General features: G+C 61.2%; 24 protein-coding genes and 2 pseudogenes. 15 read left to right on the plus strand and 11 right to left on the minus strand.

The window, feature by feature from the left end; all coding sequences use genetic code 11:
• The first annotated feature begins 9 nt into the window (after nucleotides 1-9).
• A complete protein-coding gene (locus BB029_RS02995) occupies nucleotides 10-780 on the plus strand; it encodes an electron transfer flavoprotein subunit beta (RefSeq protein ID WP_065938255.1) in 771 nt (256 codons plus the stop codon).
• A gap of 119 nt (nucleotides 781-899) precedes the next feature.
• On the opposite strand, the pseudogene BB029_RS03000 reads toward BB029_RS02995, so the two are convergent.
• The 3 genes and pseudogenes from BB029_RS03000 to gbcA form a co-directional block, all read right to left on the minus strand.
• Nucleotides 900-1,610, minus strand: a pseudogene (locus BB029_RS03000) (type II secretion system protein GspD); the annotation flags it as partial.
• Nucleotides 1,611-1,955: pseudogene (locus BB029_RS33455) on the minus strand (type II secretion system protein); the annotation flags it as partial. It abuts the pseudogene before it with no gap.
• A 924-nt stretch (nucleotides 1,956-2,879) separates the two neighbouring features.
• The gene (gene gbcA / locus BB029_RS03005; RefSeq protein WP_065938190.1) at nucleotides 2,880-4,175 is read right to left on the minus strand and encodes a glycine-betaine demethylase subunit GbcA; all 1,296 of its coding nucleotides are present in this window, start codon (nucleotides 4,173-4,175) and stop codon (nucleotides 2,880-2,882) included.
• A gap of 281 nt (nucleotides 4,176-4,456) precedes the next feature.
• Here gbcA and gbcB point away from each other — a divergent pair, with 281 nt between their 5' ends.
• A complete protein-coding gene (gbcB, locus tag BB029_RS03010) occupies nucleotides 4,457-5,557 on the plus strand; it encodes a glycine-betaine demethylase subunit GbcB (RefSeq protein ID WP_065925442.1) in 1,101 nt (366 codons plus the stop codon).
• Nucleotides 5,558-5,640: 83 nt separating this feature from the next.
• Here gbcB and BB029_RS03015 read toward each other — a convergent pair whose 3' ends face one another.
• Both BB029_RS03015 and BB029_RS03020 read right to left on the minus strand, forming a co-directional pair.
• Nucleotides 5,641-5,841: a hypothetical protein gene (locus tag BB029_RS03015; RefSeq protein WP_065938191.1), complete on the minus strand. Its 201-nt coding sequence runs from the start codon at nucleotides 5,839-5,841 to the stop codon at nucleotides 5,641-5,643.
• Between the two features lie 183 nt (nucleotides 5,842-6,024).
• Entirely contained in the window at nucleotides 6,025-7,065 is a 1,041-nt protein-coding gene (locus BB029_RS03020) for a low specificity L-threonine aldolase (RefSeq protein WP_065938192.1), read from the minus strand.
• 90 nt (nucleotides 7,066-7,155) lie between these two features.
• On the opposite strand from BB029_RS03020, the gene BB029_RS03025 reads away from it, so the two are divergent.
• The 8 genes from BB029_RS03025 to fdhA all read left to right on the plus strand — a co-directional run bounded on the left by BB029_RS03025 (nucleotide 7,156) and on the right by fdhA (nucleotide 17,031).
• Nucleotides 7,156-7,884 (plus strand): TraX family protein, encoded by a 729-nt coding sequence (locus tag BB029_RS03025; RefSeq protein ID WP_065938193.1) that lies wholly within the window; start codon nucleotides 7,156-7,158, stop codon nucleotides 7,882-7,884.
• Between the two features lie 175 nt (nucleotides 7,885-8,059).
• On the plus strand, nucleotides 8,060-9,313 hold the full coding sequence (gene glyA, locus BB029_RS03030) for a serine hydroxymethyltransferase (RefSeq protein ID WP_027605980.1): 1,254 nt from the start codon (nucleotides 8,060-8,062) through the stop codon (nucleotides 9,311-9,313).
• A gap of 22 nt (nucleotides 9,314-9,335) precedes the next feature.
• Nucleotides 9,336-10,586, plus strand: a complete 1,251-nt coding sequence (locus BB029_RS03035; protein ID WP_010207084.1) for a sarcosine oxidase subunit beta — start codon at nucleotides 9,336-9,338, stop codon at nucleotides 10,584-10,586.
• A 15-nt stretch (nucleotides 10,587-10,601) separates the two neighbouring features.
• Nucleotides 10,602-10,904: a sarcosine oxidase subunit delta gene (locus BB029_RS03040; RefSeq protein WP_027605979.1), complete on the plus strand. Its 303-nt coding sequence runs from the start codon at nucleotides 10,602-10,604 to the stop codon at nucleotides 10,902-10,904.
• Nucleotides 10,901-13,918: a sarcosine oxidase subunit alpha gene (locus BB029_RS03045; protein ID WP_027605978.1), complete on the plus strand. Its 3,018-nt coding sequence runs from the start codon at nucleotides 10,901-10,903 to the stop codon at nucleotides 13,916-13,918. The genes BB029_RS03040 and BB029_RS03045 overlap by 4 nt, the downstream gene beginning before the upstream one ends.
• A gap of 78 nt (nucleotides 13,919-13,996) precedes the next feature.
• The gene (locus BB029_RS03050) at nucleotides 13,997-14,629 is read left to right on the plus strand and encodes a sarcosine oxidase subunit gamma (RefSeq protein ID WP_027605977.1); all 633 of its coding nucleotides are present in this window, start codon (nucleotides 13,997-13,999) and stop codon (nucleotides 14,627-14,629) included.
• A gap of 139 nt (nucleotides 14,630-14,768) precedes the next feature.
• On the plus strand, nucleotides 14,769-15,626 hold the full coding sequence (gene purU / locus BB029_RS03055; protein WP_065925438.1) for a formyltetrahydrofolate deformylase: 858 nt from the start codon (nucleotides 14,769-14,771) through the stop codon (nucleotides 15,624-15,626).
• Nucleotides 15,627-15,831: 205 nt separating this feature from the next.
• Nucleotides 15,832-17,031: a formaldehyde dehydrogenase, glutathione-independent gene (fdhA, locus tag BB029_RS03060; protein WP_005792122.1), complete on the plus strand. Its 1,200-nt coding sequence runs from the start codon at nucleotides 15,832-15,834 to the stop codon at nucleotides 17,029-17,031.
• Between the two features lie 46 nt (nucleotides 17,032-17,077).
• Here the strand turns inward: fdhA and BB029_RS03065 are convergent, their stop codons facing one another.
• The gene (locus BB029_RS03065) at nucleotides 17,078-17,431 is read right to left on the minus strand and encodes a hypothetical protein (RefSeq protein WP_065938194.1); all 354 of its coding nucleotides are present in this window, start codon (nucleotides 17,429-17,431) and stop codon (nucleotides 17,078-17,080) included.
• Complete coding sequence (locus BB029_RS03070; protein ID WP_065938195.1) at nucleotides 17,432-18,406, minus strand: hypothetical protein; 975 nt, start codon at nucleotides 18,404-18,406, stop codon at nucleotides 17,432-17,434.
• 493 nt (nucleotides 18,407-18,899) lie between these two features.
• Here BB029_RS03070 and BB029_RS03080 point away from each other — a divergent pair, with 493 nt between their 5' ends.
• Entirely contained in the window at nucleotides 18,900-19,472 is a 573-nt protein-coding gene (locus tag BB029_RS03080) for a DUF2780 domain-containing protein (RefSeq protein ID WP_065938197.1), read from the plus strand.
• On the opposite strand, the gene BB029_RS03085 is transcribed toward BB029_RS03080, so the two are convergent.
• Nucleotides 19,469-20,356 (minus strand): acyltransferase, encoded by an 888-nt coding sequence (locus tag BB029_RS03085; RefSeq protein WP_065938198.1) that lies wholly within the window; start codon nucleotides 20,354-20,356, stop codon nucleotides 19,469-19,471. The genes BB029_RS03080 and BB029_RS03085 overlap by 4 nt on opposite strands.
• Before the next feature lie 173 nt (nucleotides 20,357-20,529).
• Here BB029_RS03085 and BB029_RS03090 point away from each other — a divergent pair, with 173 nt between their 5' ends.
• The 4 genes from BB029_RS03090 to creD are packed head-to-tail and all read left to right on the plus strand — an operon-like array spanning nucleotide 20,530 to nucleotide 24,572.
• On the plus strand, nucleotides 20,530-21,030 hold the full coding sequence (locus tag BB029_RS03090; RefSeq protein ID WP_027605972.1) for an ATP-dependent zinc protease: 501 nt from the start codon (nucleotides 20,530-20,532) through the stop codon (nucleotides 21,028-21,030).
• 9 nt (nucleotides 21,031-21,039) lie between these two features.
• On the plus strand, nucleotides 21,040-21,708 hold the full coding sequence (gene creB / locus BB029_RS03095; RefSeq protein WP_027605971.1) for a two-component system response regulator CreB: 669 nt from the start codon (nucleotides 21,040-21,042) through the stop codon (nucleotides 21,706-21,708).
• The gene (gene creC / locus BB029_RS03100) at nucleotides 21,708-23,147 is read left to right on the plus strand and encodes a two-component system sensor histidine kinase CreC (protein WP_065938199.1); all 1,440 of its coding nucleotides are present in this window, start codon (nucleotides 21,708-21,710) and stop codon (nucleotides 23,145-23,147) included. Before creB ends, creC begins: the two co-directional genes overlap by 1 nt.
• Nucleotides 23,148-23,198: 51 nt before the next feature.
• Nucleotides 23,199-24,572: a cell envelope integrity protein CreD gene (creD, locus tag BB029_RS03105; protein ID WP_065938200.1), complete on the plus strand. Its 1,374-nt coding sequence runs from the start codon at nucleotides 23,199-23,201 to the stop codon at nucleotides 24,570-24,572.
• Nucleotides 24,573-24,758: 186 nt separating this feature from the next.
• Here the strand turns inward: creD and BB029_RS03110 are convergent, their stop codons facing one another.
• The 3 genes from BB029_RS03110 to BB029_RS03115 form a co-directional block, all read right to left on the minus strand.
• Nucleotides 24,759-25,388 carry a glutathione S-transferase family protein gene (locus BB029_RS03110; protein ID WP_065938201.1) on the minus strand — a complete coding sequence of 210 codons (630 nt, stop codon included), beginning with the start codon at nucleotides 25,386-25,388 and terminating at the stop codon, nucleotides 24,759-24,761.
• 106 nt (nucleotides 25,389-25,494) lie between these two features.
• On the minus strand, nucleotides 25,495-25,665 hold the full coding sequence (locus BB029_RS32710; RefSeq protein WP_141696504.1) for a DUF4175 domain-containing protein: 171 nt from the start codon (nucleotides 25,663-25,665) through the stop codon (nucleotides 25,495-25,497).
• Nucleotides 25,662-26,765, minus strand: a complete 1,104-nt coding sequence (locus BB029_RS03115) for a PepSY domain-containing protein (protein WP_065938256.1) — start codon at nucleotides 26,763-26,765, stop codon at nucleotides 25,662-25,664. The genes BB029_RS32710 and BB029_RS03115 overlap by 4 nt, the downstream gene beginning before the upstream one ends.
• Nucleotides 26,766-26,789: the final 24 nt, after the last annotated feature.

The following is a 26,789-nucleotide window of genomic DNA, read 5'->3' on the forward strand; positions in this document are numbered from 1 at the left end:
GACATGACCATGACCACGAATGTAATCAGCCTGGTGTCCATCGGCGCCCACCCCACCTCTGGCCGGCCACGCCGCGCCGAACAGGATGCGCGCGCCGTCGAACTGGGTCTGCAGATGGCTGGGGATAAGTTGCAGGTGCTGCACGCCGGCAACATCGCCGAACCGACCTTGCGCAGCTACCTGGGCATGGGCCTGTCACAGTTGCACGTGCTGGAACAATCGGAGGGCAGCGATGCGTTGCCGGTGCTCGGCGAGTACCTGCGGGACGCCGGTGCCCAGGTGGTGCTTGCCGGCAGCCAGGCCGAAACCGGTGAAGGCTCGGGCATGTTGCCGTTCCTGTTGGCCGAGCAATTGGGCTGGCCGCTGATTGTCGGGCTGGCCGAGGTGGAGTCTATCGACGGCGGCGTAGCCCATGTGCTGCAAGCCTTGCCCCGTGGGCAGCGCAGGCGCTTGAAGGTGCGCCTGCCGTTTCTGGCGACGGTGGATAACGCCGCGCCAAAACCTAGGCAAAGCGCCTACGGTCCGGCACAACGCGGTGAATTGGCGGCCCACGAAGTGGAAGTCGAGCAGGACGCGTTATTCACAGGCGCCGTGCTGCAACCGGCCAAGCCCCGGCCCAAGCGCCTCAAGGTGATCAAGGCCAAGAGCGGCGCCGACCGTATGAAGGCGGCTACGGCCAAGGCCAGTGGCGGCGGTGGGCAGGTGCTCAAGGGTGTGAGCGCCGAGGAAGGCGCCCAAGCCATTCTCAAGTTGCTGATCGAAGAAGGTGTGGTGCGCTAACCCACCAACACTGCAAAACAAATGTGGGAGGGGGCTTGCCCCCGATAGCGGTGGACCAGTCAAGGATACTGAGACTGACACACTGCAATCGGGAGCAAGCCCCCTCCCACATTGGATCTTCATTGGGGCGCAGGTTCGGGCGCAGGCTTGGGCACCAGGTCCGGCAGCGGTGGCGGCAGGGGTTGCCAGGTGGCATCCGGCTGTTGCATCGGCGGTGGCAGCGCCGGCGTGGGGTCGCCGCCAATCGGCTTGAGGATCATTTTGTCGGTGGTGTCGCGCAGGATCATGCCCTGGGTCGAACTGCGCGCCTCGGTGCCGCTGTGGAAGGTGCTGATCTGGGCAATCGGCAGGTCCAGGTTGCGTTCGATCCTCGGGGTCAGCAGCAGGATGATCTCGGTTTTCTGCTGGGTATTCTGGTTGGTGCCGAACAGCTTCTTGCCGATCCACGGGATCTGGCTCAACCACGGCAAACCCGAGCCCTCGTCGACGTCCGCCGTGCGGATCAGCCCCGAGACGATCTGGGTTTCATTGTTGCGCGCGGTCAGCAGGGTCTTGGTGGCCCGTGAGCCGAGTTCGAAGGTGGCCGGTACGTTTTCCGAGCCGGGAATACGCTTGGTGATATGGCTCATTTCCACGTTCAGCTCCAGGTTCACCTCATCGCTCAGGCTGATATTCGGCTTGACCGTGATCTGCAACCCCACGTCCTGGTAAGACACCGACGAGGTGGTGATCTGGTTGGCGGTGGTGGTGGTCACCACCGGGATCTTGTCGCCGATGTTCACCTGGGCTTCTTCGCGGTTGCGCACCCGCACCCTGGGGTTGGCCAGGGTCCCTGTGGCACCGCTGCGTACGTCGCCCAGGCCTCGTTCGTCCGAAGGTTGCAGTTGCCAGGTGTCACGCCTGCCGGTCAGCGGGTCCATGGGGATCTTGCGCAGGTCGCCACGGTCCACCAGGGCTTGCAGGGACTCGGGATTGGCGCCGTTGTCCTCGCGGTATTGGTCCAGGGCCTGGCGAATGGAAGACAGGTTGTGGCGCAGCACGGTTTCCTGGGCCTTGGTGTGCTGGCGGAAGTACTGCGGGGTGACCAGGGTCATGAGGGTGGCGATGATCGCCATGACCACCAGCAACTCAATCAGGGTAAACCCTCGATCACCATTGGCTGTATGACGTTCCATTCAAGCTCTCCCGGGTGCTTCGGGATGAAACGTCGAATACATCTTCTCCCTCTTGTGGGTTGTCGGTGATGCTCTTTTCAATGCGGCCGTCGTCACTGGCGTCTTTGTAGGCATCGATCGCACGCCGCATTTCCCGCAGTGAGCGTTGCAGGTCCAGTTCGCGATCACGTTTACCCACAAACGTTGTGAGCGTAGCTGTGGATAAGATGTTCGTGGGTCTCCGCAACCCCCGTGAATCAACGCCTGCAAGCCGTTGTACGAAAAACAACCAAGCTAAGTCACGGTTTTTAGGTGCTTTTTTGTGTGGATAAGGTTGAAGCGGTGTTCGGACTTGCCCCCAAAGTCTGTTGGCGCTTCTGTGGATAAGATGTTTGCTATCCGCTACAGGCCTTATGAATAGAGGCTTTCCGTCGTCTGGTTGTTTATTGATCAAATTGCCGCTAAACCCCAGGAATATAGCTGGAACCCTTGGTATATGAAGGTTTGACGCGGTTTTCCACAGCGCTGCCGAAGTTGCCCCCAAAGTCTGTTGGCGGTTCTGTGGATAAGGTGTTTGCGTACCGCTACAGGTCACGTTCTACGTGGCTTTTAGGGTTTTGATCAATAAATGATCAATGTGCCGTTGGAACCGTCAACTTGAATAAGTCACGGATTTTCTTCAATTAATTTTGGTTGGCTGGCGCAGTTGCCCACAATTGCTGTGGGTGGCTTTGTGGATAAGTTGTTGGGTAAAGGCTGGAGGGCAGGCTGGCAGTGGTCTGCGAAAGAGTTGATCAAATATTAAGCAGTGTGAGGTTCAAGTGGGGGAGGGGCAAGCCCTAATGCCAGTCAGTTAAGCGTACATCGCCTCCTGTAGGAGCGAGCTTGCTCGCTCCTACAAAAAGCCTTAAGCCCCCTCTCACAGTTTTGAGCTGTGGGTATCGGTTATTCGTGTGCAGCCACGCCTTTCAGGTAAGGCGCCGGCGCTGCGCCGAGGTTGTTCAACATGCGCTCGCTGTACCAGTCCACGAAGTTCACCACGCCGAACTCATAGGTCTTGGAGTACGGGCCGGGCTGGTAGGCGGTGGAGTTGATCCCGCGCTGGTTCTCCTCGGCCAGGCGACGGTCCTGGTCGTTGGTTGCGTCCCACACCTGGCGCATGCGCTCCACGTCGTAGTCCACGCCTTCCACGGCGTCCTTGTGCACCAGCCACTTGGTGGTGACCATGGTTTCCTGGGCGCTGATCGGCCACACCGTGAACACGATGATGTGGTCGCCCATGCAGTGGTTCCAGGAGTGCGGCAGGTGCAGGATGCGCATCGAGCCGAGGTCGGGGTTCTTGATACGGCCCATCAGCTTGGCACAGCCCTGCTTGCCGTCCAGGGTCATCGACACGGTGCCCTTGAGCAGCGGCATGCGCACGATACGGTTGCGCAGGCCGAAGCTGGCGTGGGCGTAAGGGATCTTCTCGGCATCCCAAGCGGCGGCGGAGGCTGCCACGTGGTCTTTAAAGGCCTGATCGGCGCGCGGGTCGGTGACGTCGTCCCATTCCAGCAGGGTTTTCAACAGCTCGGGGTGCGACGCGTTGCAGTGGTAGCACTCGCGGTTGTTTTCCAGCACCAGCTTCCAGTTGGCTTTTTCCATCAAGGTGGTTTGCACCGCCACCTTGGTGTTTTCCATGTCGTAGGGTTCCATGTAGTGGTTCAGCGTCGACAGGAAGTCATCAATGGCTGGCGGGTTCTCGGCCAGGCTGATGAAGATGTAGCCGCCGGCGGTCTTCACATTCACCGGCTTGAGGCCATATTGCTTCATGTCGAAATCGGCGCCCATCTCGGTGCCGGCGAACAGCAGGCGCCCGTCCAGCTCGTAGGTCCATTGGTGGTAGTGGCACACCAGCTTGGCAACCTTGCCCTTGTCGCTGGTGCACAGGCGCGAGCCACGGTGGCGGCACACGTTATGGAACGCATGCACCACGCCTTCGGCGCCACGGATCACGATGATCGGGTTCTTGCCCACTTGCAGGGTCAGGTAGTTGCCCTTGGTGGGGATCTCGCAGGTCATGCCGGCGATCAACCACTCTTTCTGGAAGATCTCCTGCATGTCGATATCAAACAACCGCTCATCAGAGTAGAACGGCTGCGGCAGCGAAAAGGTGCGCTCGCGCTCTTGCAGCATTTGCGCGGTGGCCTTGCGTGCGGGTTCCAGCGGATCGCCCAAGCTTAAGGTTGCGGTGACGTCCATCGTGTGTGTCCTCAAGGCCATTCTGTGTGGCCGACGAATAGTGGCTGATCAGGTTTGCAGCAAGGCGTAAAGAAAGCGTCGTTGTTGGGAGCGAGTGTGGGGCTGCTGATGCGCCGAACCTTATCCATGAGCGACATGGCCCACTCTGTTCCCGACGCGCAACCCCCGTGGTATGGGGGCTGGTCGCGATAAGTATGTGAATGTCGCAGATAGGTAAATGGGCGGTTCCCGCGTTACGCAGAATCGCCACCATAAGGCCGACGTCGGCGGTGGAGAACAACATGTCCAATAATTTCCTGAATCCGGTAACCACCCAGACCTGGGCCAATGGTCGGCACATCGTCCGTTGCGTCAAAGTCATCCAGGAAACCTGGGATGTGCGCACCTTCTGCTTTATGGCTGACCAGCCGATCCTGTTCTTTTTCAAGCCGGGGCAGTTCGTCACCCTGGAGCTGGAAATCGAGGGCCAGCCGATCATGCGCTCGTACACTATTTCCAGTTCGCCGTCGGTGCCCTACAGCTTCTCGGTGACCATCAAGCGCGTACCGGGCGGCAAGGTGTCCAACTGGCTGCACGACACCCTGCATGAAGGCCAGGAATTGGCGGTGCACGGGCCGGTCGGGCTGTTCAATGCCATCGACTTCCCCAGCCCGAAAGTGCTGTACCTCAGTGGCGGCGTGGGGATCACGCCGGTGATGTCCATGGCCCGCTGGTTCTACGACACCAACGCCAACGTCGACATGACGTTTATCCACAGTGCCCGTTCGCCCAAAGACATCATCTACCACCGCGAGCTGGAGCATATGGCGTCGCGGATCGACAACTTCAGCCTGCACCTGATCTGCGAAAAACACGGCCTGGGCGAGCCCTGGGCCGGTTATCGCGGTTACCTGAACCACAAGATGCTCGAACTGATGGTGCCCGACTTCCTTGAGCGCGAAGTGTTCTGCTGCGGCCCGACGCCCTACATGAATGCGGTGAAACGCCTGTTGGAAGTCGCCGGTTTCGACATGGCGCGCTACCACGAGGAATCCTTCGGCGCCACGCCGCCGGAAGCCCGCGCCGACGCGGTGGAGCAGGCCGAGCAAGCGGCGGATGCCCCGGAAATCGATCTGGCGGATCTGCATCAAGTGGAGTTCATCGCCTCGGGCAAGAGCATTCGCGTCGCCCCTGGCGAGACCGTCCACGCGGCGGCGGCCAAGCTTGGGCTGTTGATTCCAAAGGCCTGCGGCATGGGGATTTGCGGGACGTGCAAGGTGATGAAGCTGGGCGGTGAGGTGGAGATGGACCACAACGGCGGGATCACCGAGGAAGACGAAGCCGAGGGTTACATCCTGTCGTGCTGCAGCGTGCCGAAGGGGGATGTGCGCATCGAGTTCTGATCCACTCAGCTCGTTCCCACGCGAGCGTGGGAACGATCAAGGGGACGTCGGAGGTCATGAATCTCCGACGTGGGGGTTAACGGTTACTGGGCGTAGATGTGGACCACAAAGTGCTGGCCTGATGCTGTCAGTTCATAGACTTTGTCGTAGATCCGCAGCGTCCGCGATGACTCTCGGATAGTGTCGCCGACTTTTGCGTACTTCCTGAACTCATCCCAATCAATCACGGTGGTGTTGACGGTGCCGTCGCCTTGCAGGGTGTTGCCGTTGCTTTGATATTCCATGGGTTTGGCTCTCTTCTGGATTTCCGTTTCTAGCCGAATGGTCGGCAGGCAGTTAGCCCGAAAGGGCGTCTCTGCAGCGACGTTTTCCTTTCGGGTTCCAAGAGGCTAGCCAACGAAAAGCCAGTGCGCAGCTGTCAGAAATATCAATTGACAGACTCGGCATTGCGCCAGCATCTGCTGCGGTCAGGCGCCCATCACTGTCCGAATATCCGCCGCCAATTCTCGTACGCGCTCTTCGTCGGTATCCCACGCGCACATGAACCGCGCCCCGCCTTTGCCGATGAAGGTATAAAAGCGCCAGCCCTTGGCCGTCAGCGCGGCAATCGCTGGTTCCGAGAGTTGCAGGAACACGCCGTTGGCCTGCACCGGGAACATCAGCTCCACACCGGGAATATCCGCCACCAGGCTACTGAGCAATTGCGCGCAGTGGTTGGCGTGGCGCGCATGTTTGAGCCAGGCGTCGTTTTCCAGCAGTCCCACCCAAGGGGCGGACAGGAAGCGCATTTTCGAGGCCAGTTGGCCGGCCTGTTTGCAGCGGTAGTCGAAGTCTTCCGCCAGTTTGTGGTTGAAGAACAGGATGGCTTCACCCACGGCCATGCCGTTCTTGGTGCCCCCAAAGCACAACACGTCCACTCCGGCTTTCCAGGTCAGATCGGCGGGTGAACAGCCGAGGAACGCACAGGCGTTGGAAAAGCGTGCGCCGTCCATGTGCAGGTTCAGCCCCAGTTCCTTGCAGGTAGCACTGATGGCGCGGATTTCTTCCGGGGTGTAGACGCTGCCGACTTCGGTGGCTTGGGTCAGGGTCACTACGCGGGGTTTGGGGTAGTGGATGTCCTGGCGCTTGAGGGCGATCTCGCGGATCGATTCCGGGGTCAGCTTGCCGTTTTCGGTGCGGGCGGTGAGCAGCTTGGAGCCGTTGGAGAAAAACTCCGGCGCGCCGCATTCGTCGGTTTCGACGTGGGCGGTTTCCGAGCAAATCACGCTATGGTAGCTCTGGCACAAGGAGGACAGCGCGAGGGAGTTGGCGGCCGTACCGTTGAAGGCGAAGAACACTTCGCAGTCGGTTTCGAACAGGTTGCGGAAACCGTCGGCGGCGCGGTGGGTCCATTCATCATCACCGTAGGCACGTTGATGACCCTGGTTGGCTTGTTCCATGGCGGCCCAGGCTTCGGGGCAAATGCCCGAATAGTTGTCACTGGCGAATTGTTGGCTCTTGTCGGTCATGGCCCATTCCTGTGGTCGATGTTGGTGCGCACTGTAACCAAGATTGTTGACGCTGCGCACGCACTGTAAATGCAAAGTCACTGGGGAATTATGCACGGTTCTGAAACGATGCCTGTCGGACGCGTCCGTGATGGCGCTTTGGATTTGCTCAAGTGGCTGGCGCTGCTGAGCATGGTGCTGGACCACCTGCGTTATGTCGGTCTGAGCCTCGATGGCCTGTATGTGCCGGGGCGCCTGGCGTTTCCGTGGTTTTGCCTGGCGATTGCGGCGAACCTGCACCGGGCCCGCAACGCACCGGTGACCGGCCAGTGGCGCTACCTGGGCTGGCTGCTGCTGTTCAGCGTGGTCAGCGAAGTGCCGTATCGGCTGTTTATCGAGGACGCCGATACGTTGAACGTGCTGCCCACCTTGGCGTTGGGGCTGCTGGTTGCCCGAGGATGGCAGCAGAAGGCGTTTTTTGATCGAGGATTGGCGTTGATCGCCGTCACGATAGCGGCGGTATTTTCGTCGCACTTAATGTTCGGTTTCTTTGGTGTGTTGTTGCCACTGGCGATGTTGCTGGTGTTTCGCCGGCCTTGGTATTTCAGTGTGTTGCCAGGATGTGTCTGCGTGGCCGCTAACCAATGGCAGATCCTGCTCAATAGCGGTACGCCGGTGGCGCTGTTGGGGTTGGCGACCTGCCTGATTGCGCCATTGGCGGGCCTGGTCTTATTGCGACATGCCCATCGCACCTCACCGCCAGCAATGCGCCGCTGGGCCTACGCCCTTTATCCGCTGCACTTCCTCTTGCTGCTGCTTCTGCGCCACATCATCGCCTGACCCACCACTGTCGGGAGCAAGCCCCCTCCCACATTTGTTTCGTGTTGTTCCGGCAATGTCGTAAACGCACCTTTGCGTGGCGTGCGCAGGCATTTGACCTGTCTGCGCCAGCCCTACCATCGCATCAAAGGGCCCTGCACGGGCCTCAACAATACGAAAGGCTGGGAGAGACGCGATGTTCAGCAAACAAGACCAGATCCAGGGATATGACGACGCACTGCTGGCGGCCATGAACGCCGAGGAGCAGCGTCAGGAAGATCATATCGAGCTGATCGCGTCGGAGAACTACACCAGCAAGCGTGTGATGGAAGCCCAGGGCAGCGGCCTCACCAACAAATACGCCGAAGGCTACCCGGGCAAGCGCTACTACGGTGGCTGCGAGCACGTGGACAAGGTCGAAGCCCTGGCCATCGAACGCGCCAAGCAGCTGTTCGGCGCCGATTACGCCAACGTACAGCCACACTCCGGTTCGTCCGCCAACAGCGCCGTGTACCTGGCGCTGATCAATGCGGGCGACACCATCCTGGGCATGAGCCTGGCCCACGGCGGTCACTTGACCCACGGCGCCAAGGTGTCGTCCTCGGGCAAGCTGTACAACGCGGTGCAGTACGGCATCAACACCGACACCGGCCTGATCGACTACGACGAAGTCGAGCGCCTGGCGGTGGAGCACAAGCCGAAAATGGTCGTGGCCGGTTTCTCCGCCTACTCCAAGACCCTGGATTTCCCACGCTTCCGCGCTATCGCTGACAAAGTAGGCGCGCTGCTGTTCGTCGACATGGCCCACGTCGCCGGCCTGGTCGCCGCCGGTCTGTACCCGAACCCGCTGCCGTACGCCGATGTGGTCACCACCACCACCCACAAGACCCTGCGCGGTCCCCGTGGCGGTCTGATCCTGGCCAAGGCCAACGAAGAAATTGAAAAGAAACTCAACGCCGCCGTCTTCCCCGGCGCCCAGGGCGGCCCGCTGATGCATGTGATCGCCGGCAAGGCGGTGTGCTTCAAGGAAGCGCTGGAGCCTGGCTTTAAGGCGTACCAGCAGCAAGTGATCGATAACGCCCAGGCCATGGCCAGCGTGTTTATCAAACGCGGCTACGATGTAGTGTCCGGCGGCACCGATAACCACCTGTTTCTGGTCAGCCTGATCCGTCAGGGCCTCACCGGCAAAGAGGCGGATGCCGCCCTCGGTCGCGCCCACATCACCGTCAACAAGAACGCCGTGCCGAACGACCCGCAGTCGCCGTTCGTGACCTCGGGCCTGCGCATCGGCACCCCGGCGGTGACCACGCGTGGATTCAAGGTGCCGCAGTGCATCGAGCTGGCCGGTTGGATCTGCGACATCCTCGACAACCTCGGCGACGCCGACGTCGAGGCCAACGTGGCCAAGCACGTGTCTGCCCTGTGCGCTGATTTCCCGGTTTATCGCTGAGCGCGGTTTTGGAGTAATGACTATGCAACGCTACTCGGGCTTCGGCCTCTTCAAGCACTCCCTCAGCCACCACGAAAACTGGCAGAAGATGTGGCGCACGCCGACCCCCAAGAAGGTCTACGACGTGGTCATCGTCGGCGGCGGCGGGCATGGTCTGGCGACCGCCTACTACCTGGCGAAAGAGCACGGCATCACCAACGTGGCCGTGGTCGAGAAAGGCTGGCTGGGCGGCGGTAACACCGCGCGCAACACCACTATCGTGCGTTCCAACTACCTGTGGGACGAGTCGGCGCACCTGTACGAACACGCGATGAAACTGTGGGAAGGCCTGTCCCAGGACCTGAACTACAACGTGATGTTCTCCCAGCGTGGCGTCTACAACCTGTGCCACACCCTGCAGGACATCCGTGATTCCGAGCGTCGTGTCAGCGCCAACCGCCTGAATGGCGTGGATGGCGAGCTGCTGAATGCCAAGCAAGTGGCCGACGAGATTCCGTACCTGGATTGCTCGAAAAACACCCGCTACCCGGTACTCGGTGCCACCGTGCAACGTCGCGGCGGCGTGGCCCGTCACGATGCCGTGGCCTGGGGCTTCGCCCGCGCCGCCGACGCACTCGGCGTGGACCTGATCCAGCAGACCGAAGTGATCGGCTTCCGCAAGGAAAACGGCGTGTGCATCGGTGTGGAAACCAACAAGGGCTTTATCGGCGCCAAGCGCGTCGGCGTGGTGACCGCCGGTAACTCCGGGCACATGGCCTCGCTGGCGGGCTTCCGCCTGCCGATCGAATCCCATCCGCTGCAAGCGTTGGTGTCGGAGCCGATCAAGCCGATTATCGACAGCGTGATCATGTCCAACGCCGTGCACGGTTACATCAGCCAGTCCGACAAGGGCGACCTGGTGATCGGCGCCGGTATCGACGGCTACAACGGCTACGGCCAGCGCGGCTCGTACCCGGTGATCGAACACACTATCCAGGCCATCGTCGAGATGTTCCCGGTGCTGTCGCGGGTGCGCATGAACCGCCAGTGGGGCGGCATCGTCGACACCACGCCGGATGCGTGCCCGATCATCTCCAAGACCCCGGTGCCGAACATGTTCTTCAACTGCGGTTGGGGCACCGGTGGCTTCAAGGCCACGCCGGGCTCAGGCAACGTATTTGCCGCCAGCCTCGCGAAGGGTGAAATGCACCCATTGGCGGCGCCTTTTTCCATCGACCGTTTCCACAACGGTGCGTTGATCGACGAACACGGCGCTGCGGCCGTCGCCCACTAACAGGAGAAATTCCCTATGTTGCATATCTTCTGTCCTCACTGTGGCGAACTGCGCTCCGAAGAGGAATTCCACGCGTCCGGCCAAGCGCACATCCCGCGCCCGCTGGACCCGAATGCCTGCACCGATGAAGAGTGGGGCGACTACATGTTCTTCCGCGACAACCCCCGTGGCCTGCACCACGAACTGTGGATTCACGCTGCCGGTTGCCGCCAATACTTCAACGCGACCCGCGACACCGTGACCTACGAAATTCTTGAAACCTACAAGATCGGTGAGAAGCCTCAGTTCACCGCCAAGGCCTCTGGAGAGAAGGTATGAGCCAGATCAATCGCCTGTCCAACGGTGGCCGGATCGACCGTAACAAAGTCCTGACCTTCAGCTTCAACGGCCAGAGCTACAAAGGCTTCGAGGGCGACACCCTGGCCGCTGCTTTGCTGGCCAACGGCGTTGACATTATCGGCCGCAGCTTCAAGTACTCGCGCCCACGGGGCATCTTTGCCGCCGGTGCCGAAGAGCCGAACGCCGTGCTGCAGATCGGCGCTACCGAAGCCACGCAAATTCCTAACGTGCGCGCCACGCAACAGGCGCTGTACCAGGGCCTGGTCGCCACCAGCACCAACGGCTGGCCGAGCGTCAACAACGACATGATGGGCATCCTCGGCAAGGTCGGCGGCAAGCTGATGCCGCCGGGGTTCTACTACAAAACCTTCATGTACCCGCAATCGTTCTGGATGACCTACGAGAAGTACATCCGCAAGGCCGCCGGCCTGGGTCGCTCGCCGACCGAGAACGACCCGGACACCTACGACAACTTCAACCGTCACTGCGACGTGCTGGTGGTCGGCGCCGGCCCTGCCGGCCTGGCTGCCGCATTGGCCGCCGCCCGCAGCGGCGCGCGGGTGATCATCGCCGATGAGCAGGAAGAGTTCGGTGGTTCGCTGCTCGATTCCCGCGAAAGCCTCGACGGCAAGCCGGCCACCGAATGGGTTGCCAGCGTTATCGCCGAATTGAAAGCCCTGCCGGACGTGGTGCTGCTGCCCCGCGCCACGGTCAACGGCTACCACGACCATAACTTCCTGACCATCCACGAGCGCCTCACCGATCACCTCGGTGACCGTGCGCCGATTGGCGTGGTGCGCCAGCGTATTCATCGTGTACGTGCCAAGCGTGTGGTGCTGGCCACCGGTGCGTGCGAGCGTCCGCTGGTGTACGGCAACAACGACGTGCCGGGGAACATGCTGGCCGGTGCGGTCTCCACTTACGTGCGCCGCTACGGCGTGGCACCGGGCAAGAAACTGGTGCTGTCGACCAACAACGACCATGCCTACCGCGTTGCATTGGACTGGCTGGATGCGGGCCTGCAAGTGGTGGCGGTGGCCGATGTGCGCCACAACCCACGCGGTGCATTGGTTGAAGAAGCCCGCGCCAAAGGTATTCGTATCCTCACCGGCAGCGCCGTGATCGAGGCCCGTGGCACCAAGCGCGTGACCGCTGCGCGTATCGCCGCGATTGACGTCAAGGCGCATAAAGTCACCAGCCCCGGCGAATGGCTGGACTGCGACCTGGTGGCCAGCTCCGGCGGCTACAGCCCGGTGGTCCACCTGGCCTCGCACCTGGGCGGCAAGCCGACCTGGCGCGAAGACATCCTCGGCTTTGTACCGGGTGAAGCCCCGCAGAAACGCGTGTGCGTCGGTGGCATCAACGGCGTCTACGGCCTTGGCGATTCCCTGGCTGATGGTTTTGAAGGCGGCGTGCGCGCCGCCAGCGACGCCGGTTTTGCCCCGGTGGAAGGTACGCTGCCAAAAGCCTTGAGCCGTCTGGAAGAGCCGACCCTGGCGCTGTTCCAGGTGCCTCACGAGAAAGCGACCGCACGGGCGCCGAAGCAATTTGTCGACCTGCAAAACGACGTCACCGCCGCTGCCATCGAACTGGCCACCCGCGAAGGTTTCGAGTCGGTGGAACACGTCAAGCGCTACACCGCGCTGGGCTTCGGCACCGATCAGGGCAAGCTCGGTAACGTCAACGGCCTGGCGATTGCCGCGCGCTCGCTGAACGTGACCATCCCGCAGATGGGCACCACCATGTTCCGCCCCAACTACACGCCGGTGACCTTCGGCGCGGTGGCGGGCCGGCACTGTGGGCACATCTTCGAGCCGGTGCGCTACACCGCGCTGCAAGCCTGGCACGTGAAAAACGGCGCCGAGTTCGAAGACGTCGGCCAATGGAAACGCCCGTGGTACTTCCCGCGCAACGGTGAAGACCTGCACGCCGCGGTGAAACGCGAATGCCTGGCCGTGCGCGACAGCGTCGGCCTGCTGGATGCGTCCACCCTCGGCAAGATCGATATCCAGGGCCCGGATGCCCGTGAGTTCCTCAACCGCATCTACACCAACGCCTGGACCAAGCTCGACGTGGGCAAGGCGCGCTACGGCCTGATGTGCAAGGAAGACGGCATGGTCTTCGACGACGGCGTTACCGCCTGCCTCGCCGACAACCACTTCCTGATGACCACCACCACCGGCGGCGCTGCCCGTGTACTGCAGTGGCTGGAAATCTACCAACAGACCGAATGGCCGGACCTCAAGGTGTACTTCACCTCGGTCACCGACCATTGGGCGACCATGACCCTGTCCGGCCCCAACAGCCGCAAGCTGCTGGCGGAAGTCACCGACATCGACCTGGACAAGGACGGCTTCCCGTTCATGACCTGGAAAGAAGGTTTGGTGGGCGGTGTTCCGGCGCGGGTGTTCCGTATCTCGTTTACCGGTGAGTTGTCATACGAAGTCAACGTGCAGGCCGACTACGCCATGGGCGTGCTGGAACAGATCGTCGCAGCCGGCAAGAAGTACAACCTGACCCCGTACGGCACTGAGACCATGCACGTACTGCGGGCCGAGAAGGGCTTCATCATCGTCGGCCAGGACACTGACGGCTCGATGACCCCGGACGACCTGAACATGGGCTGGTGTGTCGGTCGCACCAAGCCGTTCTCGTGGATCGGCTGGCGCGGCATGAACCGGGAAGACTGTGTACGTGAAGAGCGCAAGCAACTGGTGGGCTTGAAGCCGATCGACCCGAACGTGTGGCTGCCGGAAGGCGCGCAACTGGTGTTCGATCCGAAGCAGACGATCCCGATGAAGATGGTGGGGCATGTCACCTCCAGCTACGCGCATAACTCCCTGGGTTATTCGTTTGCCATGGGCGTGGTCAAGGGCGGCTTGAAGCGCATCGGTGAGCGGGTGTTCTCGCCCCAGGCGGATGGCAGCGTGATCGAGGCGGAGATTGTGTCTTCGGTGTTCTTCGACCCTAAGGGTGATCGGCAGAACATCTGATAGACCCAGTCGCCTGCATCGGGGGCTTGCCCCCGATGAGGCCAGAACAGTCACCCCAGAATTCAAGACAGGTGCTTTATGACAGCAGCCAATGTTTACCAACAACGCCCCACCTCCGGTGCCAAGGCCGAGTCGTCGCTGCACCATGCCGACCTCGCCAGCCTGGTCGGCAAGGGCCGCAAGAACGCCGGCGTGACCGTACGCGAAAAGAAATTGCTTGGTCATCTCACGATCCGTGGCGACGGCCATGACGCGGCCTTCGCCGCCGGTGTGCACAAGGCCCTGGGCATCGAACTGCCCGGCGCCCTGCAGGTCATCGTCAAAGGCGAAACCAGCCTGCAATGGCTCGGCCCGGATGAGTGGTTGCTGATCGTGCCAGGCGGTGAGGAATTCGCCGCCGAACAAAACCTGCGCGCCGCCCTGGGTGACCTGCATATCCAGGTCGTCAACGTCAGCGGCGGCCAGCAGATCCTCGAACTCAGCGGCCCGAATGTGCGCGATGTGCTGATGAAGTCCACCAGCTACGACGTGCACCCCAACAACTTCCCGGTGGGCAAGGCGGTGGGCACGGTGTTCGCCAAGTCGCAGCTGGTGATTCGCCATACCGCTGAAGACACCTGGGAGCTGGTGATTCGTCGCAGCTTCTCGGATTACTGGTGGTTGTGGTTGCAGGATGCCTCGGCCGAATTTGGCCTGAGCGTTCAAGCCTGATATGACCCTGTAGGCGCGAGCTGGCTCGCGAAAAACGTCAACGATAACGCGCGCATCCTGAATGAGCGCGGCGCCCTTGGATTTTTCGCGAGCAAGCTCGCTCCTACAGTAAGCAGCGCTGTATGAGGAGTTAACTGTAATGAGCCGCGCACCCGATACATGGATTTTGACCGCCGACTGCCCCAGCGTGCTCGGCACGGTGGACGCGGTCACCCGCTATCTGTTCGAGCAGGGCTGTTACGTCACCGAGCACCATTCGTTCGATGACCGCCTCTCGGGCCGGTTTTTTATTCGCGTGGAATTCCGTCAGCCGGATGGCTTCGATGAGCAGGCGTTCCGCGATGGCCTGGCCTCGCGGGGTGAAGCCTTTGGCATGATCTTCGAGCTGACGGCGCCGAACTACCGGCCAAAAGTGGTGATCATGGTCTCCAAGGCCGATCACTGCCTCAACGACCTGCTGTACCGCCAGCGTATCGGGCAACTGTCGATGGACGTGGTCGCGGTGGTGTCCAACCATCCCGATCTCAAACCTTTGGCCGACTGGCATCAAATTCCCTACTACCATTTCCCCCTCGACCCTAACGACAAACCGTCCCAGGAGCGTCAGGTGTGGCAAGTGGTGGAAGAGACCGGCGCCGAACTGGTGATCCTTGCGCGCTACATGCAAGTGCTGTCGCCGGAGCTGTGCCGCAAGCTGGACGGCAAGGCCATCAATATCCACCACTCGTTGCTGCCGGGGTTCAAGGGCGCCAAGCCGTATCACCAGGCGTACAACAAGGGGGTGAAGTTGGTCGGCGCCACGGCGCATTACATCAACAACGACCTGGATGAAGGTCCGATCATCGCCCAGGGTGTGGAGGTGGTGGATCACAGTCACTATCCCGAGGATTTGATTGCCAAGGGGCGGGACATCGAAGGGCTGACATTGGCGCGGGCGGTGGGGTATCACATTGAGCGGCGGGTGTTTTTGAACGCCAATAGGACTGTGGTGCTCTGACTGCCGCCATCGGGAGCAAGCCCCCTCCCACATTTTGACTGTGTGAACCCAATCAAGTGTGGGAGGGGCGGTGCGACGATTCGACTTGCCCCCGATGAGGCCCTCACAAACAACACAAGAAACAGCATCTGTACCCGAGCACTTAAACGCGCTGCCCACCCAAAAGGGCAACGCAGTTCCATAAAAACAACAGCGAGGTGAAAGCATGTCTGGTAATCGTGGTGTCGTGTATCTCGGCAACGGTAAAGTCGAAGTACAGAAAATCGACTATCCCAAAATGCAGGACCCCCGTGGCAGGAAGATTGAGCACGGCGTCATCCTGCGCGTGGTCTCCACCAACATCTGCGGCTCCGATCAACACATGGTGCGCGGCCGTACCACCGCCCAGACCGGCCTGGTGCTCGGTCACGAGATCACCGGTGAAGTGATCGAGAAGGGCAGCGACGTCGAAAACCTGAAGATCGGCGACCTGGTTTCCGTACCCTTCAACGTCGCCTGCGGGCGCTGCCGCTCGTGCAAAGAGCAACACACCGGCGTGTGCCTGACCGTCAACCCGGCGCGTGCCGGTGGTGCCTACGGCTACGTCGACATGGGCGATTGGACCGGCGGCCAGGCCGAGTACGTGCTGGTGCCGTACGCCGACTTCAACCTGCTGAAACTGCCGGACCGTGACAAGGCCATGGAGAAAATCCGTGACCTGACCTGCCTCTCCGACATTCTCCCCACCGGCTACCACGGCGCCGTCACTGCCGGCGTTGGCCCTGGCAGCACCGTGTACATCGCCGGTGCCGGTCCGGTCGGCCTGGCGGCTGCCGCGTCTGCACGCCTGCTGGGTGCCGCGGTGGTGATCATCGGCGACGTCAACTCCATCCGCCTGGCCCACGCCAAGGCCCAGGGTTTTGAAATCGTCGACCTGTCCACCGATACGCCGTTGCATGAACAGATCGCCGCGCTGCTCGGCGAGCCGGAAGTGGACTGCGCCGTCGACTGCGTGGGCTTTGAAGCACGCGGTCATGGCCACGACGGCGTCAAGGCCGAAGCCCCGGCCACAGTGCTCAACTCACTGATGGGCGTGGTGCGCGTGGCGGGCAAGATCGGTATCCCTGGCCTGTACGTCACCGAAGATCCGGGTGCCGTGGATGCCGCCGCGAAAATGGGCAGCCTGAGCATCCGCTTCGGCCTGGGCTGGGCCAAATCCCACAGCTTCCACACTGGGCAAACGCCGGTGATGAAGTACAACCGCCAACTGATGCAGGCGATCATGTGGGACCGTATCAACATTGCCGAGATCGTCGGTGTGCAGGTGATCAGCCTGGATGACGCACCACGTGGGTATGGCGAGTTCGATGCGGGCGTGCCGAAGAAGTTTGTGATTGATCCGCATAAGTTGTTCAGCGCGGCGTAGGTGATAGATAAGGGCGACCCAGAAGGTCGCCCTTGTTCTATCGGTCTTATATAAGAAACCAGCTAATGGTCATTCCGACAGCTGAGAGGTACGCGGTCACTGTAGGTATGACCATCCAGTACTTTAGGTTTCGAGGTATTTTTTCTACATCCTCAGCAAGCACCATCCCGCGCCACTGAATCACTTTTGGGATAAGAATGACCAGGCCCATGGCGTATACGCGCTGGGGCCTTCCTTCAAAGGGGGCATTACGAAAAGTGTGCCTGCATCCGACTATAAAACTGCTGTATTGCATATAGCGCTCAGCGGCATCGAGTTTTTTGAACATGGCAGAAAAAACGATCGGGAAGCTGAGTAGCATGAGCGCAAGTGAGCACATACCAATAATTTCAAAGTCCATTTAATCCCTCGTAGACTTATAGAGAAATTTGCCTGCGTTTTCTCCCAAGTCGCTTCCAAACTTGCCAAGAGCGAATCCACCCGCAGCACCTCCGACGATGGCGCATGCCAAAGCTCCCGCCCCAGCTGTGGGTATACCAAATGCAATCATGCAGACGCCGGTGCCGATATGAGCTCCAAGTATCCCGCCCGCTGACGCGCCGCCAACACTACCCACCAGCTTAGAGCCTTCAACATACTTAGTCCGCGTACATTCTTGCTCACGTCCTGTGGAACACGCCTCAGTTATTTCCAATGCCGTTGACCCAACATCCAACGCAATACCGATGTAAGTCCCTTTCTTCAATATTTCTGCGGCCTTGGCTACTCGCTTGACCGTCTCTTCGTACCCACGAATCTCCCCATGATGCCAATAACTCTTACTGGAAATCCCCAGCATCTTTTTAATCGAGCCTTCGTTTTTCAGGCCCGTCCCCAACCGTGCCAAGCCGGAAAGTTGACCATCCAGCCTTGCAAACAATGCCCTGCGCTTAACCAGAAACTCATTCCTCGCACCCATGCTACCGATTCTCAGGTACTGCTTATGCAACTCGTCGATTTCCTTGAGCGTCTGTTCGATCTGCGTCAGGTGCTTGCTCCAGGCACTGCTCACGCTGCCGATCCCCAGGGAGGCATGTGACATGATGGCCTGCAATTGATCGTAGTTTTTGATCAAAAAATGATCGGTGGCGGAGTGGGCCAACAGCGCATGTTTGATGTTGGCGGCCGATTGCATTAAGCGAGCTTCTTCCGCCGTGCACGACGCTGTTCGGCTGTCTCCGATAATGACCAATTGCCCAGGCAGTACGACGGTGTTGCGAATGTGCTGGTTGAGGATGTCGAACTTGGTTTGGGTCGTTGGATTGAGAGAAAGGCCCAGTTTAAGCAGTGGATAAGGCTGTGGCCGTTCATTGATAAATGCATAGGCTCCCTGCATCGCGTACACCTCCAAGACTGTGGCGCACGACTATATGAAGGCGCCACAGGGGGGGTAAGAAGCGGGCTGGGATGTTGGGAGTGTTTCGGAAATGGACTACATGAGTCCAGGCGAAGGCCTACTCCCGCAAGCGCCTGCTGATCACATCCAGCAAGTCGCACCCATTGCGCAACGGGATGGCGCAGAGCAGGGCGAAGTCCTAGAGAACGATGTCGTCGGTGTCCAGGCCTTCGCGAAAGGCCAGGTTTCCATGACTTGGGTTTCGGGGCTGCTTCGCAACCCAGCGCGGGCGGTGCGACGATTCGAAAAGCCCGCTCACCATAGGGAGATTTGTCAGGATCTGAAAATTGTGTAGATACCCATGGCTATCGGGCGAGCCCCCTCCCACAGGGTTTGTGGGGGGCTGGGGATCAGCGGTTGGCCAGGCCCGGAACAACCGACGGGATACCCAGTCCAACGCCTGCGTTCACCCCTACATCCAGAGGTTGCTTCAATGAAGATTTCACGCGGTTTCGCCCTTTCCTGCCTGATGAGCCTGGCCGCCACTCCGGTGTTCGCCGCAGGGTTTAGCCTTGGCGACGCGGCCAATGCCATTTCCGGCATGCAAGGGGGCAACAACAAGGCCGCAGCTGCAGCACCGTCGTCCGAAACGGCTGGCCTGCTCAGCGCTCTGACCTCGCAACTGAACATCACCCCCGAGCAGGCCGTCGGCGGTACCGGTGCCATGCTGGGCCTGGCCAAGAACAAACTGAGTGGCAACGACTATTCGCAACTGGGCAACAGTGTGCCGGGCCTCGATCAACTGTCGGGCAACAATGCATTGGGCAGCCTCGGGGCCTTGAGCGGGATGCTCGGCCAGGCCGGCGGCAGCAAGACCAGCGGCCTGGACGGCTTGCTGGGGAACGTGAAGAACACCAATGACCTGAACACCGCGTTCAGCGCGCTGGGGATGGACAGTGGCATGGTCGGCCAGTTTGCCCCGGTGATCCTGCAATACCTGGGCGGGCAGGGTGCCAACAGCTCGCTGCTGGGTAAGTTGGCCCAGGCCTGGGGCACCGGTAGCTAAATACGCTCCGCGCGCAGTTGTTCGATGCGTGCATCCTTCTGCGTCCAGAGCTGGTTGACCCAGTTCTGGACGGTCTGGCGAAACGCCGGGTCATTCTCGTAATCGCCCTGCCACAACGCCGGGTCCAGCTCACGGGTCTGGATATCGATGATCACTTTCGGTACCGCGCCGCTGATCAGATCCCAGAACCCCGGAATCTTTTGCTGCGGATAGACCACGGTCACATCGAGCACGGCGTCCAGCTGTTCGCCCATTGCCGCCAGCACAAACGCCACGCCGCCCGCCTTGGGCTTGAGCAGACGTGTGAACGGCGAAGCCTGCTGCTTGCGCTTGGCCTCGCTGAACCGCGTGCCTTCGAGGTAATTGACCACGGTCACCGGCTGGCGCTTGAACAGCTCGCACGCCTCCTTGGTGATCTTCAAGTCCTGCCCTGCCAGCTCCGGGTGTTTGGCCAGGAACGCCTTGGTGTAGCGCTTCATGAACGGGTAATCCAGTGCCCACCAGGCCAGGCCCAGGAAGGGCACCCAGATCAGTTCTTTTTTCAGGAAGAATTTGAAGAACGGTGTGCGGCGGTTGAGGGCCTGGATCAGCGCCGGGATGTCCACCCAGGATTGATGGTTGCTGATCACCAGGTAGCTGGTGTCGCCGCGCAGCTCGTCGCCGCCGCGAATGTCCCATTGGGTGGGGATGCACAAGGCGAAAATAAGCTTGTCGATCTCGGCCCAGGTCTCGGCGATCCACATCACCGCCCATGAGGCGTAGTCCCGATAACGACCGGGCGCCACCAGTTTGAGCAGGGCAAACACCAGCAGCGGTCCGATCAGGACCAGGGTGTTGAGCAACAGCAGCAGTGAAACCAAACAGCCGGTGAGCAGGCGGCGCATAAGTAACTCTTGGAATCGTGTGGGCGGGCCATCATAAGCAAGCTGAGTCTAGAGGCCAAATCGCAAATGGCCGTACGAATGTTTCACAATGTGCCGGTTATGGTGGGCGTGACTAACTAAGTGCCGTCTTTGCGGTCTAGAATCCGCCTACTTCTTTCCGAGGAAATCACTTCGTGAAACTGCTTCTTGCCTCCCTCGCGTTGGTTGCCCTGCCTGTCATGGCCGCCGAGCCGACCCTTTACGGTCGCTACGAATACATCCAGTTGCCGGAGATCGGCGAAACCTTCAAGGCCAAGATGGACACCGGCGCGCTGACCGCCTCGCTGTCGGCCCGTGACATCGAGACCTTCACCCGTGACGGTGACGACTGGGTGCGCTTCCGCCTCGGCGGCAAGGACGCTACCAACAAGGTCTACGAACACAAGGTCTCGCGCATCAGCAAGATCAAGAGCCGCGCCGATGAAGACGACGACAAGGACGAAGCCACCGTGGCCAAGCGCCCGGTGATCGACCTGGAAATGTGCCTGGGCAACGTCAAGCGTACCGTCGAGGTCAACCTCACCGATCGCAGCAGCTTCAATTACCCGTTGCTGATCGGCGCCAAGGCCTTGCGTGAATTTGGCGCAGCAGTAAACCCGGCCCGTCGCTACACTGCCGACAAACCGGACTGCTGATTTGAACCCATGCCCCACATCCTGATTGTCGAAGACGAAGCGGCGATAGCCGACACGCTGATATTCGCCCTGCAAGGCGAGGGCTTTACCACCACCTGGCTGAGCCTCGGCCAGGAGGCGTTGGCCCATCAGCGCCAGACCCCCGCTGACCTCATCATCCTCGACATCGGCCTGCCGGACATCAGCGGTTTTGAAACCTGCAAGCAATTGCGCCGTTTCAGCGAAGTGCCGGTGATGTTCCTCAGCGCGCGGGATGGCGAGATCGACCGCGTGGTCGGGCTGGAGATCGGCGCCGACGATTACGTGGTCAAGCCGTTCAGCCCACGGGAAGTGGCGGCGCGGGTACGGGCGATCCTCAAGCGCGTCGGCCCCGGTGTGGCGCCGGCGCTGTTCCAGGTCGATCTGGAGCGCATGCAGATCAGCTATCGCGGCCAACCCCTGAGCCTGACCCGGCATGAATTCCGCCTGCTGCAAAGCCTGCTGGAGCAACCCGAGCGGGTGTTCAGCCGCGAGCAGTTGCTGGACGCGGTGGGCGTGGCGGCCGACGCCGGTTACGAGCGCAATATCGACAGCCACATCAAGAGCCTGCGCAGCAAGTTACGCAGCGTGGCCGCCGATGCCGAGCCGATCCAGACCCATCGCGGCCTCGGCTACAGCTACAGCCCGAGCAACAGCTGATGCGCCTGGGGCTGCGGATTTTCCTGGTGTATGCGCTGTTTATCGGCCTCACCGGTTACTTCGTGCTCAGTACGGTGATGAAGGAAATCCGCCCCGGCGTGCGCCAGTCCACCGAAGAAACCCTGGTGGACACCGCCAACCTGCTGGCCGAAATCCTGCGCGAAGACGTGAAGAACGGCACCCTCGGCCAGAGCCACTGGCCCGAATTGCTCAAGGCCTACGGCAACCGCCAGCCGGGCGCGACCATCTGGGGCCTGGCGAAAAACCAGGTCAACCACCGTATCTACGTGACCGACGCCAAAGGCACCGTGCTGCTCGACTCCACGGGCGAAGCCGTGGGCCAGGACTACTCGAAGTGGAACGACGTCTACCTGACCCTGCGCGGCGAATACGGCGCGCGCTCCACCCGCAGCGCAGCGGATGACCCCACCTCATCGGTGATGCACGTCGGTGCGCCGATTCGCGATAACGGGCAGATCATCGGCGTGGTCACCGTGGCCAAGCCCAACAGCTCGTTGCAGCCGTATGTCGACCGCACTGAACGCCGCCTGCTGTGGTACGGCGCGTGCCTGGTCATCCTCGGCCTGTTGCTCGGTGCGTTGCTGTCGTGGTGGCTGAGCGTTGCACTGCGTCGCCTGACCGCCTACGCCGAAGCCGTCAGTGAAGGCCGAAGGGCAGAGCTGCCGCATTATCGCGGCGGCGAGCTGAAGCAGCTGTCCACCGCCGTCGAGCACATGCGCACGCAACTGGAGGGCAAGGCCTACGTCGAGCATTACGTGCACACCCTGACCCATGAATTGAAAAGCCCGCTGGCCGCGATTCGCGGTGCGGCAGAGTTGCTGCAGGGCGATATGAGTCGCGAACAGCAGCAGCGCTTCGTCGGCAATATCGACAGCGAAAGCGCGCGCCTGCAGCAGTTGATCGAACGCCTGCTGAACCTGGCGCAGGTAGAGCAACGCCAGGGTTTGGAGGAGCAGGCGAGTATCCCGCTGGCGGCCTTGGTCGACGATGTACTCAACGCCCAGTGTGCGCGAATCGAAAGCGCCGGGCTGCACGTCGAGCAAGGGATTGCGGCGGATGTGAAGGTGTTTGGCGAGCCCTTCCTGTTGCGCCAGGCACTGGGCAACTTGCTGGACAACGCGCTGGACTTCACACCGCCCGGTGGCGTGTTGAGATTCAGCACACAGACACTGCACAACGACGTGCAGGTGAGCCTGTTCAATCAGGCCGCACCGATCCCCGACTATGCCTTGCCGCGTCTCAGCGAGCGCTTCTATTCCCTGCCGCGTCCCGGCAGCGGGCGCAAGAGCACCGGCCTGGGCCTCAACTTTGTCGAGGAAGTCATGAAGCTGCACGGCGGCGCCTTGCAGATCGGCAATGTGCCGGGCGGCGTGCACGTGGTGCTGCATCTCCACACAGTCTCCACATTGCCCACATAAATCCCCCACACAGGCTGCCCAGACTCTCCTCATCAAAACAGGGAGAGACCCATGAACCGCAGCCTGCTTCTCAAACTTGGCGCGATTGCGCTGCTGATCCTGCTGTTGCTGATTCCATTGCTGATGATCAACGGCATCATCAGTGACCGCCAGCAACTGCGCGACGGCGTCCTGATGGACATCGCGCGCAGTTCCAGCTACGCCCAGCGCCTCACCGGGCCGGTGATGGTGGTGCCGTATCGCAAGACCGTGCGCGAGTGGAAGCTCAATGAAAAGCTCAACAAGCGCTACGAGGTCACCCGTGAAGAGCGGGGTCGCCTGTATTTCCTGCCGGAGCGTTTTGAGCTCGACGGCAAGGTGCAGACCGAACTGCGCGCACGGGGGATTTACCAGGCGCGGCTGTTCCATGCCGACAACCGTATCAGTGGGCGTTTCGAGCTGCCTGCGCAGTTGGGCATCACCGAAAACTTTGCCGATTACCGCTTTGAACCGGCGTTTCTGGCGGTGGGGATCAGCGATATTCGTGGCATCGAAAATGCGTTGAAGCTGGAGCTGGGCAGCCAGCGCCTGGAGTTCGAACCGGGCTCCCAAGTGGACTGGCTGGGGGAGGGCGTGCATGTGGCATTGCCGGAGCAGGACAGCAGGAAACCGGCTGTAGTGGACTTCGCCTTCGACCTGCGCCTGCAAGGCACCGAGCAACTGCAAGTGGTGCCGGTGGGCAAGACCAGTCAGGTGTCCCTGGCCTCCAACTGGCCGCATCCGAGTTTTATCGGCAACTTCCTGCCGGCCCAGCGCGAAGTGACTGACAACGGCTTCACGGCCAACTGGCAGACCTCATTCTTTTCCACCAACCTCGAACAGGCCCTGCAAACCTGCCTGGACGGCCAGGGCTGCAACGACTTCAACAACCGCAGCTTCGGCGTGAACTTCATCGATCCGGTGGACCAGTACCTCAAGACCGACCGGGCGATCAAATACGCGCTGTTGTTTATCGCCCTGACTTTTGCCGGTTTCTTCCTCTTCGAAGTGCTCAAGAGCCTGGCGGTGCACCCCGTCCAGTACGCATTGGTGGGCGTTGCCTTGGCGTTCTTCTACCTGCTGTTGTTGTCGTTGTCCGAGCACCTGGGTTTTGCCTTGGCTTACCTGATTTCGGCGAGTGCCTGCGTGCTGTTGATCGGGTTCTACGTGTGCCACGTGCTGCGCAGCGTTGCCCATGGCCTGGGGTTTTCGGCGGGGCTGGCGGCGCTGTATGGCTTGCTGTATGGGCTGTTGAGTGCCGAGGATTACGCGCTGCTGATGGGCTCGCTGCTGCTGTTCGGGCTGCTGGGGACGGTGATGGTGCTGACGCGTAAGCTGGATTGGTACGGCGTGGGCAAGCGCAAGGCGGCCGAGCCCCTGCAGTTCGACCTGGAGGCGGTGCAATGATCGGGTTGCGGGAGGATCAGCAAGTGGGGGCGCAGTTAGCCGCAAGGATCGCCACATTCCTCAATACCATCACCGTCCAATGTGGGAGTGGGCTCGCCCGCGATAGCGGTGGTTCAGAAACAGCTATGCTGAATGACATACCGCGATGGCGGGCAAGCCCGCTCCCACATTGGGTCGGTGTGAACGTCACACGGGCGGCTGGGTCTCCAGCATCGAAGGCCGCTGGCTGACCTCGGCGTACCAGGCGGCCAGCTTGGGATTGTCCGAGCGCCAATGCATGTCCGGATGGCGGAAGTCGAGGTAACCCAGGGCGCAGGCTACGCTGATCGAGGCGATATCGAAGTGGCTGGTCAGCTCGGCGATAGCGTCCTGTTCCAGCTCGGCGAGGGCGCGGTGGATCTTGTTGCGTTGTTCATCGAGCCACGGCGCCCAGTGTTTTTCCACCGGGCGCAGGGCGGTCTCGTAGCGCACCAGCACGGCGGCATCCATGATGCCGTCGGCCATCGAAGCCAGGGTCAGGCGCCGCCAGCGGGCCGAGCCATCGCGGGGGATCAGCGGGTTGCCGACGTGCTGGTGGTCGAAGTAATCGAGGATCACCCGGCTGTCGTGCAGCACGCTGCCGTCGGCCAGGCGCAGGGCCGGGATCTTGCCCACGGGGTTGCCTTGCACCAGCTGCGCATCCGGGTTGACCGGGGTCGGCATGCAACCGTGCAGGGCGACGCGGTCCTGCTGGCCGGTCTCGGCCAGCAGCACGCGGACTTTACGCACGAACGGTGACGCGGGGTTGTGGAACAAGGTCATGCTGGGCACAGACATGGGCTTTCCTCTGTAGGAGCGAGCTTGCTCGCGAAGAACGTTAACGATAACGCAGCGCGTCTGCTTTGACGCGGTGTTCTCTGGTTTTTCGCCGGCAAGCCGGCTCCTACAGGAGGGCCCATGCGCCGATCAGCGCGGGGATGCCCAACCCCACCCAACTCAACGAATCCCACAGCCCATCCCCCAGCAACGCCGCAAACAACCCGGCGGCGCTGAGCAGGCCAATCCCCAGGGGAATGCCAAATACCTTCCAGAAACTCGACTGCCTTGGCTTCATCCCTTGCCCGCCTTGCGCCGCACGATCCACAGGTAAATCCCACTTACCAGCACGATGATGGTGAGCACATCCAGCGCTGCCCAGAGGATCTTCATCGGCATGCCGCCGTAGTCGCCGAAGTGCAGTGGCTGCGACATGCCCATGGCGTCCATGTACCACGGCCGTTCGGCGATGGCGGTGACGGCCAGGGTGCTGGCGTCGATCAGGACCGGCGTGAGCAGGTGCGAGGTCAGGTGCGTACTGCCCTTCATGAACACCGCGTAATGGTGCTCGCTGGAAAAGCGTGTGCCGGGGAATGCGATAAAGTCCGGCTGCATGCCGGGCGCGGCCTTGGCGGCGATGCTCAGCAGCTCGCTCGCGGGGGCGCGTTGGGTCAGGGGCGGGGCGTTTTTGTAGGGTTCGATCATCGCGCTGAGGCTGTCGGTGCGCCAGGCGGCGATGATCAAATCGGCACAGGCGCTGATCACGCCGGTCACGCCCACCACCAGCGCCCAGGTCAGGGTGACCACGCCGATCAGGTTATGCAGGTCTAGCCAGCGCAGGCGCCTGGACTTGTCCTTGCGCACGGTGGCGAACTTCAAGCGGCGCATGAACGGCAGGTACAGCACCGTGCCCGAGACAATCGCGAGCACAAACAGAATGCCCATGAACGCCAGCAGCAGCTTGCCCGGCAGGCCGGCGAACATATCCACATGCAGGCGCAGCAGGAACAGGGTGAACCCGCCATTGGCCGACGGCATCTCGACCGCCTCACCGGTGCGTGCGTCAAGCATGAAGGTGTGGGATGAGTTGGGCTCGGTCCCCGCTGTGGCGGCCATGATCGCGATCACACCGTTCTTGTCGTCTTCATCCCACGCCAGGTATTGCATGGCCTCGCCCGGGCGATGGGCCTGGGCCTTGCTCACCAGTTGCTCAAGGTTGAGTTGTGGCGTATCGGCAGGCATCTGCGCCAGCTCGGGCTCGTTGCCCAACAGGTGGTCGATCTCGTGGTGAAACACCAGCGGCAGGCCGGTGAGGGCGAGCAGCAGGAGGAACACCGTGCAGATCAGGCTGGTCCAGGTGTGGATGAAGGACCAGCGGCGGATGGTTTTGCTTTTCATCACGGCTCCAAAGGCAAAAGGGCC

This window comes from Pseudomonas sp. S3E12, assembly GCF_001702295.1.
Lineage (GTDB): Bacteria > Pseudomonadota > Gammaproteobacteria > Pseudomonadales > Pseudomonadaceae > Aquipseudomonas > Aquipseudomonas marginalis.

Bases quoted from the DNA above. Each gene is read 5' to 3' on its own strand.
- BB029_RS03115 (WP_065938256.1), bottom strand. From the start codon at position 26,765: ATGAAAAGCAAAACCATCCGCCGCTGGTCCTTCATCCACACCTGGACC.
- BB029_RS03045 (WP_027605978.1), top strand. From the start codon at position 10,901: ATGAGCCAGATCAATCGCCTGTCCAACGGTGGCCGGATCGACCGTAAC.
- BB029_RS03065 (WP_065938194.1), bottom strand. From the start codon at position 17,431: ATGGACTTTGAAATTATTGGTATGTGCTCACTTGCGCTCATGCTACTC.
- BB029_RS03070 (WP_065938195.1), bottom strand. From the start codon at position 18,406: ATGCAGGGAGCCTATGCATTTATCAATGAACGGCCACAGCCTTATCCA.
- fdhA (WP_005792122.1), top strand. From the start codon at position 15,832: ATGTCTGGTAATCGTGGTGTCGTGTATCTCGGCAACGGTAAAGTCGAA.
- creD (WP_065938200.1), top strand. From the start codon at position 23,199: ATGAACCGCAGCCTGCTTCTCAAACTTGGCGCGATTGCGCTGCTGATC.
- BB029_RS03035 (WP_010207084.1), top strand. From the start codon at position 9,336: ATGCAACGCTACTCGGGCTTCGGCCTCTTCAAGCACTCCCTCAGCCAC.
- BB029_RS03015 (WP_065938191.1), bottom strand. From the start codon at position 5,841: ATGGAATATCAAAGCAACGGCAACACCCTGCAAGGCGACGGCACCGTC.
- BB029_RS03025 (WP_065938193.1), top strand. From the start codon at position 7,156: ATGCACGGTTCTGAAACGATGCCTGTCGGACGCGTCCGTGATGGCGCT.
- gbcA (WP_065938190.1), bottom strand. From the start codon at position 4,175: ATGGACGTCACCGCAACCTTAAGCTTGGGCGATCCGCTGGAACCCGCA.
- BB029_RS02995 (WP_065938255.1), top strand. From the start codon at position 10: ATGACCACGAATGTAATCAGCCTGGTGTCCATCGGCGCCCACCCCACC.
- BB029_RS03085 (WP_065938198.1), bottom strand. From the start codon at position 20,356: ATGCGCCGCCTGCTCACCGGCTGTTTGGTTTCACTGCTGCTGTTGCTC.
- creB (WP_027605971.1), top strand. From the start codon at position 21,040: ATGCCCCACATCCTGATTGTCGAAGACGAAGCGGCGATAGCCGACACG.
- glyA (WP_027605980.1), top strand. From the start codon at position 8,060: ATGTTCAGCAAACAAGACCAGATCCAGGGATATGACGACGCACTGCTG.
- creC (WP_065938199.1), top strand. From the start codon at position 21,708: ATGCGCCTGGGGCTGCGGATTTTCCTGGTGTATGCGCTGTTTATCGGC.
- BB029_RS32710 (WP_141696504.1), bottom strand. From the start codon at position 25,665: ATGAAGCCAAGGCAGTCGAGTTTCTGGAAGGTATTTGGCATTCCCCTG.
- gbcB (WP_065925442.1), top strand. From the start codon at position 4,457: ATGTCCAATAATTTCCTGAATCCGGTAACCACCCAGACCTGGGCCAAT.
- BB029_RS03110 (WP_065938201.1), bottom strand. From the start codon at position 25,388: ATGTCTGTGCCCAGCATGACCTTGTTCCACAACCCCGCGTCACCGTTC.
- BB029_RS03080 (WP_065938197.1), top strand. From the start codon at position 18,900: ATGAAGATTTCACGCGGTTTCGCCCTTTCCTGCCTGATGAGCCTGGCC.
- purU (WP_065925438.1), top strand. From the start codon at position 14,769: ATGAGCCGCGCACCCGATACATGGATTTTGACCGCCGACTGCCCCAGC.
- BB029_RS03020 (WP_065938192.1), bottom strand. From the start codon at position 7,065: ATGACCGACAAGAGCCAACAATTCGCCAGTGACAACTATTCGGGCATT.
- BB029_RS03040 (WP_027605979.1), top strand. From the start codon at position 10,602: ATGTTGCATATCTTCTGTCCTCACTGTGGCGAACTGCGCTCCGAAGAG.
- BB029_RS03050 (WP_027605977.1), top strand. From the start codon at position 13,997: ATGACAGCAGCCAATGTTTACCAACAACGCCCCACCTCCGGTGCCAAG.